The sequence below is a fragment of the Amphibacillus sp. Q70 genome, assembly GCF_052055485.1.
GTDB lineage: Bacteria > Bacillota > Bacilli > Bacillales > Amphibacillaceae > Amphibacillus.
On record NZ_CP197171.1, the window covers coordinates 3,456,276 to 3,467,149 of the forward strand.

A 10,874-nucleotide genomic window follows, 5' to 3' on the forward strand; every position below is an offset into this window, starting at 1 on the left:
ATAGTATCTTCACCTCCGCTTGTAAGAATAAAATAGATTTTTCATATACTATCGTGCCTGTAAGAAGAAAAAGCACTAAGGAAGCTACTCGATTTAGTATTATCTTTTTACGCTTATCCATAGTATCTTTACCTCACCAACTAAAGACAACAATTACTCATAGATACTGTAACAACGGTTAAAATTGGATAAACTATTCGCCAGAATAATTTTACCTCTAATAAAAAGGCTAACATTAGAAAGAAAATACCGTCAACCATTTATAAGAAAAAATTCTTAAAATAGGAATAATATTATAAAATATTCTTAAATACCCTATCTTGATTTTCTATCGTAATTTTTACATTCTTTCTAAGTACGAATTTTTGAATAAAAGGCTGGGACAAAACTAGTCTCAAATGAATAAAAACGGTTGTATTTATCAAATAGATAAACACAACCGTTTTTTCTGATATTTGGACGGTTACGGCGGAGTAATTTCTTATATTTACGTGAAACACCGGATAGAAGCCCTCTATCCGACCTTTTGACTTATGATTTTGTTTGAAATGAGAGATAGAAGGGCTCTATCCAACTTTTTGACTCACGATTTTGTTTGAAATGAGAGATAGAGGCTCCCTATCCAACTTTTTGGCTTGCAATTTTATTTGAAATGTTTGATAGAAGCCCTCTATCCGACATTCTAGCTTGCGATTTCGCTTAAAATACCGAATAGAAAATGAAGGTTTGAGTATTTTTCCTATTGAACTGTCCTTCCATATTTATTTTGTACTCCATTCATTTGAGTAGAGCTTACTCGAAGAGAATGACAGTAATCTTTACTCTTACTCTTATTGAGTAGTTCAACTTTTTATATTGATCTAACAGACTTGTTCTTCACTTTATCTTATGAATCAATTCATTTGATCAAGTAATTTTTTAACTCTTTCTAAAGATACTGGATGGCTAATAAGCCCATCTTCTTTAATGGATGAACCAATAATTGCTCCATCTGCAAATTCCATCAGCTCTCCTATATTCTCTTCACTAACCCCACTACCAATTAGTAATGGGCAATCTTGCGTGACTTTTTTTAGTTCTTTTATTTCGGCAGGAACAGGTGGTTTTCCTGTTTCTAAACCTGTAACGATAATCGCATCTGCTTCAGCTACAAGTGCGTCTGCAATTGCTTCCTCAATTGTTTGGTCATAAACTGCTCTAGATTCTTTAACATTTACATCGGCAAATATTTTTACATCCGAATCTAATTCTCTTCTTTTTCTTGTGAGTTTTGCCGACATGGGGGTCAATAATCCAGACATCGTATGACGGTATTCTACAAATGACTCTGCTCGAATAAATTTGGCACCACAAAGTGAAGCGATAACCATCTCTTCTACTCCGCTTGTTGCATGGATGTTAACACCTAGTTCAATTTTTGTATGCTTTTGTAAAATCGTAAAGATATGCGTATAGGCTACGATTAGTTCAAGGTTCATCTCTGTAGAATAAGGCTTATCAAAAACATTTTCAACAATGGCATATTCGATACCAGCTTCCTCTAAAGTCGCTAAATCCTTTAGGGCAAATTCAGTAATTTCATCTATGGAGTGCCTACTCTTTGATGAAGTAGGCATGGGTTTTAAATGGATCATTCCTATAATGCTTTTGTTTAACATTGAATAAACGCTCCTTCTCTATTGTTGTTATAACCATCTTAGACAAACAAAATATGTTTCATGAAATTCCTAATAAAAGGACAAGTAAGTAACAAACTTAATTCGAATAGAACTTAAAAGGATATTTTACTTTTATTATTCATTCAGTGTACTTGCTTTTAAACCTGGCTAAAGATATTTAAACAGAGAACGTTATTGTATACATCCTCTGTTTAATTTGTCTGCCTCTATTTAAGATCCGTTTTATTTCGTTACTTTCCTTAACAATTATTTTCAAGTTTAAATTCTACTGGATTACGTTTAAAAGTAATTTCATACTTATCATCCACATAATTTAATTCATATTCGCATTCTTCTCTATATTTCCACCAATCCACAAACTCTCTGATCGATAAAGGAGAGATATCATTTTTACTAACAAATTTAAAGAGTGACTCAATGAGTTCTTCTCTTTTTCCTAGTCCATGTGGGTGACCAAAAATGTGAATTAACCCACTGCCTTTTTCACTAAGAACATCTGTAAAGTAGGAAAAATAATATTCTAATATCTCCTCATCACTTAGATAGTCTTTTTTCCCTTGATAATAAATTTCTGCTCGACCTACATTATATGGATTTACTGGAAGTTGTAATATGTCTGATTTCTTGTTATTTATATAGGGTCTCATCGGTAGACCGTTCACAAAAAAACCAAAATCAGATGAGTAATCAAATCCTAATTTAACTAGAGCCTTCTCTAACGAACTGTTCCAAATACCTCTAGGGGCAACAAAGCCATTTGGTTCTACTCCAAAATTTTCCTTCATCCAGCCGCTACACTCTTCAAGATTCGATACATTCCATTCATAATCCTCATGAATATTATGCACTGTGCCGTGATTGGCTAAATCATGAAGTGGATCCATTTCCGCTATTTCATTAATCGTTATATCGGTTTCTTCGATAAGACTTTTATTCAAGTAAAAGGTTATTGGAATTTTATATTTTGCACCTAAATCAGAGATTTTTTTCATAATTGATACATTACTTCCATCAACATCAATTCTCATCAAGAAGGCATTATCCTTACCCTTAGGGAAATAAGAAAAATCAATCCAGGGAATGGATAATTCTTTAAATATATCTTTTATAACTTCAATAAGGCTAAATGTTATTAAATCTTTATCAATTTGAGTAATTCTTTCGGTCACTTCTGTTTCAGAAAATCTAGATTTAATACTACGCAAAGTATTTCCATTTATATTTAAATAGTTGTGAAAATCAATCGTACAAATATAAAAGGCACCTTGTCCGTAATCTTTTTTAATGAATATTGGTTTTACACCATTGATAACATTTGTTTTTGTTACTCTTTCTTCAAAAATCCGATAATATCCAACAGTATCTGTATCATGATGATGATATGAAAACCCAACAGTTGGAAACCTAGCATTAGAAATAGCAAACTCAGGGAAATTTAGCTGGGTTAGTAGAATTTCTTCATCCTTATATATATCTAATTCTTCTATACAAGTGGGTTGTTGAACAATACAAGTCCCCCCATTTTCTACAAAATCTAATAGCTTACTTTTATTTTGTTGAAAGGCGTTGGTGATAATTAATCGGGTATGTTTACCTATAGTGGAAAGATAATTAACTTTTTCTTGTTCTAATATTTGTTTCCAAGAGTTTAACTGTGTCTCTTCATTCTCTAAGACAGTTACGAAAATAATATTTTCCATTAGATCACCTTCTACAATATTTTAGTTTCTTTTATTATCAACTTTCTCCATGAATTCATTTGCTTTATCTGGATTTATTGGATTACTCATATCTCCATCTTTAATCCAAGTTGCTACACTGACTCCATCATAGAGCTCTATAAGCTCAGAAATATTCTCCCCAGTAGCACCACCACCAAGAAAAATAGGAGTATTTGGAACTCTTTCTTTGATCTCTTTAATAATATCAATACTTTCATCCTTATCTTTCCCAGAAGTAAATAGCCCATCTGCAAAGGTTTCATGAACAGCTTCCCAGGCTGCATTGCCATGAGTCTTTTTACCAATCGGTGTACCATGTACTTCATAAATATCTGCAAATACCGGCATCTTAGAATTTAGTTTCATTTTTAATTCTAGAATATCAATCGCTTGTCCTTCGAGAATACCTGCACTTGTGACATTTGCACCAGTATAAAGATGTTCAACACGGATAAAGTCCGCCTTCACAGCTTCAGCAATCGCTAATGAAGCCAATCCATCCCAATTAACCAATATCCCCATAAGTAAGTTTGGATATTCTTTTTTCAACTCTGTAGCAATACGGGTTAAATAGGCTACCGTTTGAAAGTTTGAATTTTGCTTGATTGGCATATCATTCATGTTTTGAAGGATATATCCATCAAAACCATTAGAAGCTATCATTTCAACTTCTTTTAAACAAATTTCAATGATTTCTTCAATCGTCTCACCATTATATTTAAAAGTACCAGGTAGCGCTGGTGGTTGAAGCATTGCTAATACTGGTTTATTTAATAATTTTTTATTCAACAATAACACCTCTTAACTGTTTATCATAATTTAACGAAATTTGGAACATTTGATGACTGGGTATGATTCCTTCTTCACATATATAAGCATATATATCCCGTGGTTCAACGCCAATTAATTCAGGCACCATAGTATCAAAATCAGCTGGAATTGTTTTTGAATTCTTATATTTATGCTTATAATCAATATATACTGCGTCTTTTTTATGTCCTTCAATTCTTCTAATATCTAGTTTATTTAAAGGAGTAATAAAGTACAAAGGAATATTAAGTTGTGAGCATAAGAAACCAACCATATCTGAGCCAATTGTATTAAACCCAGTTCCATCTGGATAAAATGTTTCAGCTCCCATTAGAGCACAATCACATTTTTTTAAGTTGTGGTATAGAGCTGCATCGGGGAAAAATTTAATGTTGATATTTTCCTGTTTATTTAGCGGGAAGAATGGCCTTCCTCCATCAATTGCTGAACTCTCAGATAGATAAACATTAATTTCTTTAGTGGTATTATTCGCCAATTCTATGATTGATTTTTCTACCGTACTAGAATAATCGTACAAAAGTATATTTTGAAAATCTGCAAGTTCAACTGCTGCAAGTTGTTTGATTTTTGCTAAATTTTCTTTATTTAGTTGATTGAATTGTTTTATGTTATTTTCTATTCGAGCTAATAGTTCATCAGTGTTTTTCAACTCTTTCTTATCAACCCCATTAAGCATGATAAGAATACCATTGTAAATCGCTCGACTGGCATTACCTCTTGTTCGATTGTAGTGGTTTGCTAAGTTTTCTATTTTTTCGATACTTTCATCCAAACTCATTCCTTGTTGAATGCTCGATCTTACCATATCCACAAACATATTTCCCATAATTTCCAAGTGATTACTTGCTCCTAATATTTCATGAGCTTCAATTTTGTCAAATAAATCTTGATTCGTTTTGCTTAATAAATAATAAAACTTTTCCATAATAAACCTCTACTTTCAAATATACGTATAAAGAACTCTTATTCTCATTTATTCAATAAGAAATTAAAATGCAAATAAGAGTTCTTGTTAATATTTTAGTTAGAATAAGATTCCTCTATGCTAAATTAAATGCTGTCATAACATTCTATCTCTTTTCTAGAGTCACTTTATACTTATATCGATCCGCTCGATAAAACATTTCTACATATTCCATTGCTCTGTTGTTTTCATCAAATAAAGAACGTTTTCTGTGAAGTAATGCTGAATTGTCTGGTAAGCTTAATAACTGCTGAATTTTTTCATCAGCAATCATAGCTTCAATTGTTTCATCAGCAGTTACAAAGTTTAAATTATGCTCTTCAAACGATTTATATAGAGAAAATTGCGGATCTGATAATTTTTCTATACTTAGTTCTATACAATCCGTGGGAATATATACTCTGTGGTAGCCAACTATTTCTTTATCAACCACTCTGAGTCTTTCAATTAAATATACCTTTGTTTTCTTTTTAAGGTTCAAGTTCATTAAGACCCTTACAGGTGCTTCTATAATTTGGAAATCTATCAGTTGTGACAAAGATTGATGTTCTAAGTTATCATCACTAAAACTAGATATTTTTTCAAGTTGTAAAGCCTGTTTATTTCCCACTACGACTGTACCAATACCCGATGATTTTCGAACATATCCTTCATCTTGCAACATTCCAATCGATTTTCGAATGGTAATCCTACTAACTTGATATTTCCTTTGCAACTCTGTTTCAGAGGGCAATATTTCGCCCTCTGAGTATTCTTTACGAAGTATTTTGTCTAATAAATCATCATAAATTTGACGGTACAAGGGAAAGCCAACTTTATTGATAGAACTCATATTTTATCCTCTTCCATTTCTAAATTTTTTACGTTTCTGCACTATTCTTATCTTACACATAAAGTTTCTTCTACAATAAGTTATTATATCATAAAATCTACCTTTTTTTTAACTCAGAATATTTGCGGCTCAACGCTTTAAGAGGTCCTATCTGTCAAGATGTTAACAGGCTAATCCTATTTCATTTGGCTAACATGTTCTATGCGTGTAATATTACCTTTTATAGATCCCTTTAGATTTAGTAAATTTACAAATTCTTTTCGCACAAATACAAAATATTGAGTACTAGCCTAATTTAGGCTGGAAACAATTCACTTTCACGACTCGTGTCCCATCCAACTAAGAAGGTTAGTATCATTCCTCCGAGGAACGAAATGGTTAAGCCCAATACATAATAAATAAGTGTAGGTCCTGCAAAAGCTGGAATCGTTGTTAATCCTCCGAAAACAAATGAATAACCAACTACTCCAAAGGCTCCCATAAATGCTCCTCCCATTGCTCCACCTAAACTTCCGGCAATTAGAGGGGTTTTAAATGGTACTCCTAGACCATAGATTGCAGGTTCCACTATTCCAGATAAGAACACTGATGTAATAGAGTTTAATGAAAAGACTCTTAACTGTGAATTCCTTGATCTTAAATACATGGCAAATACAGCACCAGCCATTCCAAAGTTCGAATTAGCTTCATAAGCAATCAAGGCAGATTCACCTGTTTGTGCTATCTCTGGAATAACTATCATCGTATTTGGTGCCCAATGCACTCCCAGCATAATTAGAGGATTCCATATACCACCAATAATTGCTCCAGTTATTATACTATTCCAATTGGTAATGTAATTAACTACATTCGCTAAGCCGATACTGACAAAGTTTCCAAATGGCCCAACAATAATAATTGCTATAGGAATCATTATTGAAATCAATAATGTTGGAATTAAAACCAAGTGTAAGCTTGAAGGCAGTTTATCCTTAAGGAAATGCTCAATTTTTGATTGGCCCCAAACAACAATTATTGGAGCAATGATTTGCCCAGTATAATCAAAGATAGGAATCTGTAGTCCAAAGAACGATACCGTAGAGCCCAAATCATTCCCAGCTAATGCTAAAAAGTCAGGTATGATTAATGTTCCAATAATTATTGCTGCGATATATGGGCTCGCTTTCAAACGAAGAGCAACCGTAATAGCGACAAGAATAGGTAAAAAGTGAAATACAGCTGTACCGCCAATAGTCAAGATAGCATTAGTTGTACTGTCTTCAGCAAGAAAACCTAACTGAACAGCTAAAATTGTCAAACCTCTTATTAAACCTGAACCAGCAAGGATTGGTAGTAAAGGATTAAAAATACTAACCACAAATGATAAGAATTTGTCAAATTTGGATCCTCCATTAGAATTATCCTCATTTTTTATATCGTTATCATTTTTTATATCAAGTTGTTTTTCACTATTCAAATCTGATACTGCCATTATTTCTTGATATACATCTCCGACATTTGTACCGATGATAATTTGAAATCGGCCTTTCTCATCAACTATACCAACTACACTATTAAGTTTCCTTATTTTTTCAACCTCTACTTTATCTTTATCATAAAAAGTAGGTCTCAGACGTGTAGCACAATAAGTTATACTTTTTATATTGCTTTCTCCGCCCATCAATTCTAATATTTGTTCTCCGACAGTTGGCATTTCACTCTTCCTTTCATTTTTATATTTGACTTACCCATCATAACGTCATGACGTTATGATGTTATTACTTAAATTTTATTATAAATCGTTTTCAAAAAATATCAAGGATAATTTTCATTTTATCCCGATAATTTTTTAATAACTTACCCTATATTCGACAAAAAAAACACGAATGATATTAAAACATAAAATATCACTCGTGTTTTCTCTATTTTATTTATTTTTAGGATAACCCTTTAAATTCTATCTATTCTATTTAATGGCGTTCATCACTATCAATCATAATTGTTACTGGACCATTGTTGACAAGTGAAACATCCATAAGTGCACCAAATTGTCCTGTTTCTATCTTCACATGCATTGCATTAATTTGTTCATTAAAATAGTGATAAAGTTCATTGGCTTGATCTGGTTTTGCTGCCTTACTAAAACCCGGACGCCGACCTTTTCTAGTATCACTGTATAAGGTAAATTGCGAAATAGAAAGAATTGAACCACCAACATCTAATAAAGATAAATTCATCTTACCTTGATCATCCTCAAAAATTCGCAACTGACAAATTTTTTTCACTAAGTAGTCCGCATCTTCTTTAGTATCCTCATGTGTGACACCTAGTAAGATCATCAGACCCTGTTCAATTTGACCAATGGTTTGCCCAGATACACTCACGCTTGCCTCACTTACTCTTTGAATAACTGCCCGCATAGCATAACTCCTTTAGCTTTATTGCGCAACACGTTCAACGGTGTAAACATCTTTGATTTGTTTAAGTTGCTCGACAATTTTTCTTAAATGACTAGTATTATTTATTAAAATAGTTAAATGAATAATTACAATTTTATTTCGATCCGTCTTGCCATTCACACCAATAATATTTGTCCCCAACTCATTAATTGATTGTAAGACATCATTCAATAAACCTCGGCGATCATACCCTGAGATTTCTAAATCGACATGATATTGTTTTGTAGCTGTTTCATCGGATTCCCATCTGACATCAAGCATCCGATCTTTGATACCATCTGTCGCTATGTTCGGACAGTTTTTTCGATGAACGGATACGCCTCGCCCTTTTGTAATATAGCCAACAATTTCATCTCCTGGTACAGGGTTACAGCATTTAGCCAATCGAACCAATAAATTATCGACGCCTTCTACTTTAACCCCTGACTCTTTCCGGCGTGGTTTTCTAATGTCTGGTTTTTTTTGAACTTGATCTAAAGTTGTTTCTAAATCTTTCTTTTGTTCTCGCATTTTATCTGTTAGCCGCATGGTAATTTGCGAAGCAGTAATTCCTTGATAGCCAACTGCAGCATACATATCTTCAATACTAATAAAATTAAATCGATCAGCTACACGTTGAAGATTATCTTCTGTTAAAACTTCTTTGGGATCATACTCTGTGTTTCTAACTTCTTTATCAATTAGTTCTTTACCCTTGATGACATTTTCTTCTCTTTGTTGTTTTTTAAAAAACTGCTTGATTTTATTTCGAGCTTGCGATGTCTGCGTCATGTTAATCCAATCTCGAGATGGACCATAAGAATGCTTCGAAGTTAATACTTCAACAATATCACCATTTTTCAATTGAAAATCTAACGGCTCCATTTTTCCATTAACACGGGTTCCAATCGTATGATTGCCTACTTCTGTATGAATTTTATAAGCAAAATCAATAGGGATGGACCCTTTAGGTAATTCAATGACATCGCCTTTAGGAGTAAAGACGTAAACCATGTCAGCAAATAATTCAACCTTAAGTGATTCCATAAATTCTTCTGCATCATTTGTTTCACTTTGTGATTCAAGGATTTCTCTAAACCATGCTAATTTGGTCTCAGAACTATCCTTACCGGGTTGAGCCTGTTTACCTTCTTTATAAGCCCAATGAGCGGCAATACCGTACTCAGCAATTTTATGCATTTCTTTTGTTCTGATCTGTACTTCTAATGGGGCTCCCTTTGGACCAATAACAGTTGTATGCAATGATTGATATAAATTTGGCTTTGGCATCGCAATATAATCTTTGAAACGACCCGGCATTGGCTTCCAGCATGTATGGATAATCCCTAGCACGGCATAACAGTCTTTAATACTATCAACAATAATTCTAACAGCTAGTAAATCATATATTTCATCAAATTGTTTATTCTGCAACACCATTTTACGATAAATACTATAAATGTGTTTCGGTCGACCTGAAAATTCAGCATGAATTTGTACATTGGCTAGTTGATTTTGAACCTCTGTCATCACTTCTTCAATGTAATGCTCACGTTCTTCACGCTTTTGCTGCATCAAATTAACAATTCGATAAAATTGTTGTGGGTTTAAATACCTTAATGCCGCATCTTCTAACTCCCATTTAATTGCTGAGATCCCTAAGCGATGAGCTAACGGAGCAAAGATCTCTAATGTTTCATTAGCAATTCGCCGTTGTTTTTCCGGTGGTAAAAATTTCAGAGTTCGCATATTGTGCATTCGATCTGCTAATTTAATCAAAATCACTCGAATGTCTTTAGACATAGCAATGAACATTTTTCGGTGATTTTCTGCTTGTTGAGCTTCTTGTGATTTATATTGGATTTTGCCTAGCTTGGTTACACCATCAACGAGCATAGCAATTTCCTCACCAAATGCTTCCTCAATTTCTTCCAAGGTTATGCTAGTATCCTCCACAACATCATGTAAAAAACCACCTGCTATTGTTTCAGCATCTAACCCTAAATTAGCTAAAATGCCGGCAACTTGAACAGGGTGAATAATGTATGGTTCACCAGACCGTCTAAATTGTTTCTCATGTGCTTTATATGCATATTCATAGGCATGGCGTATTAACTGAATATCTTTGTCTGAAAGATATGAAGCCCGCTCTATAACATCCTCCACTGTCAAAATCTTTTCTTTCGGCATTTATTATCACCCTAATTCTCCATTTGAAAATTTTCACTTTAGTGCCACATAAAAAGGCTAGCATCTTTATCGCTTGTTTTTCAAAAATGTGTTTATAATATTTAAAAATAAGCTTAACCCTATTATCAATACGTTATACCCATTTTGTTGTTGAACAAATCATTAGTTCTTTATATTCTATAACATTTAAGAAATTAATTTCAACAAAATTCGCAAGAATTATAGGATATAACTTTATTT

General features: G+C 33.2%; 8 protein-coding genes. All 8 read right to left on the reverse strand.

Translation table 11 applies throughout. The annotated features are described in order from the left end of the window. Window positions 1-893 precede the first annotated feature (893 nt). The gene (locus ACS127_RS15655) at window positions 894-1,658 is read right to left on the reverse strand and encodes a BtpA/SgcQ family protein (RefSeq protein WP_440895952.1); all 765 of its coding nucleotides are present in this window, start codon (window positions 1,656-1,658) and stop codon (window positions 894-896) included. Window positions 1,659-1,918: 260 nt separating this feature from the next. Then, window positions 1,919-3,379: a polysaccharide deacetylase family protein gene (locus ACS127_RS15660; protein WP_440895953.1), complete on the reverse strand. Its 1,461-nt coding sequence runs from the start codon at window positions 3,377-3,379 to the stop codon at window positions 1,919-1,921. 21 nt (window positions 3,380-3,400) lie between these two features. After that, window positions 3,401-4,189 (reverse strand): BtpA/SgcQ family protein, encoded by a 789-nt coding sequence (locus ACS127_RS15665; RefSeq protein WP_440895954.1) that lies wholly within the window; start codon window positions 4,187-4,189, stop codon window positions 3,401-3,403. Further along, window positions 4,182-5,156 (reverse strand): hypothetical protein, encoded by a 975-nt coding sequence (locus ACS127_RS15670; protein WP_440895955.1) that lies wholly within the window; start codon window positions 5,154-5,156, stop codon window positions 4,182-4,184. Before ACS127_RS15670 ends, ACS127_RS15665 begins: the two co-directional genes overlap by 8 nt. Window positions 5,157-5,301: 145 nt before the next feature. Next, window positions 5,302-6,027, reverse strand: a complete 726-nt coding sequence (locus tag ACS127_RS15675; protein ID WP_440895956.1) for a GntR family transcriptional regulator — start codon at window positions 6,025-6,027, stop codon at window positions 5,302-5,304. 295 nt (window positions 6,028-6,322) lie between these two features. Next, window positions 6,323-7,720, reverse strand: coding sequence for a PTS transporter subunit EIIC (locus ACS127_RS15680; protein ID WP_440895957.1), 1,398 nt, complete (start codon window positions 7,718-7,720; stop codon window positions 6,323-6,325). 256 nt (window positions 7,721-7,976) lie between these two features. Continuing rightward, complete coding sequence (dtd, locus tag ACS127_RS15685) at window positions 7,977-8,426, reverse strand: D-aminoacyl-tRNA deacylase (RefSeq protein ID WP_440895958.1); 450 nt, start codon at window positions 8,424-8,426, stop codon at window positions 7,977-7,979. Window positions 8,427-8,444: 18 nt separating this feature from the next. Beyond that, window positions 8,445-10,634 (reverse strand): RelA/SpoT family protein, encoded by a 2,190-nt coding sequence (locus ACS127_RS15690; protein ID WP_440895959.1) that lies wholly within the window; start codon window positions 10,632-10,634, stop codon window positions 8,445-8,447. Between the last annotated feature and the right edge of the window lie 240 nt (window positions 10,635-10,874).

Coding starts and splice junctions, on each gene's coding strand:
- ACS127_RS15655 (WP_440895952.1), bottom strand. CDS start 1,658: ATGTTAAACAAAAGCATTATAGGAATGATCCATTTAAAACCCATGCCT.
- ACS127_RS15660 (WP_440895953.1), bottom strand. CDS start 3,379: ATGGAAAATATTATTTTCGTAACTGTCTTAGAGAATGAAGAGACACAG.
- ACS127_RS15670 (WP_440895955.1), bottom strand. CDS start 5,156: ATGGAAAAGTTTTATTATTTATTAAGCAAAACGAATCAAGATTTATTT.
- ACS127_RS15675 (WP_440895956.1), bottom strand. CDS start 6,027: ATGAGTTCTATCAATAAAGTTGGCTTTCCCTTGTACCGTCAAATTTAT.
- ACS127_RS15680 (WP_440895957.1), bottom strand. CDS start 7,720: ATGCCAACTGTCGGAGAACAAATATTAGAATTGATGGGCGGAGAAAGC.
- dtd (WP_440895958.1), bottom strand. CDS start 8,426: ATGCGGGCAGTTATTCAAAGAGTAAGTGAGGCAAGCGTGAGTGTATCT.
- ACS127_RS15690 (WP_440895959.1), bottom strand. CDS start 10,634: ATGCCGAAAGAAAAGATTTTGACAGTGGAGGATGTTATAGAGCGGGCT.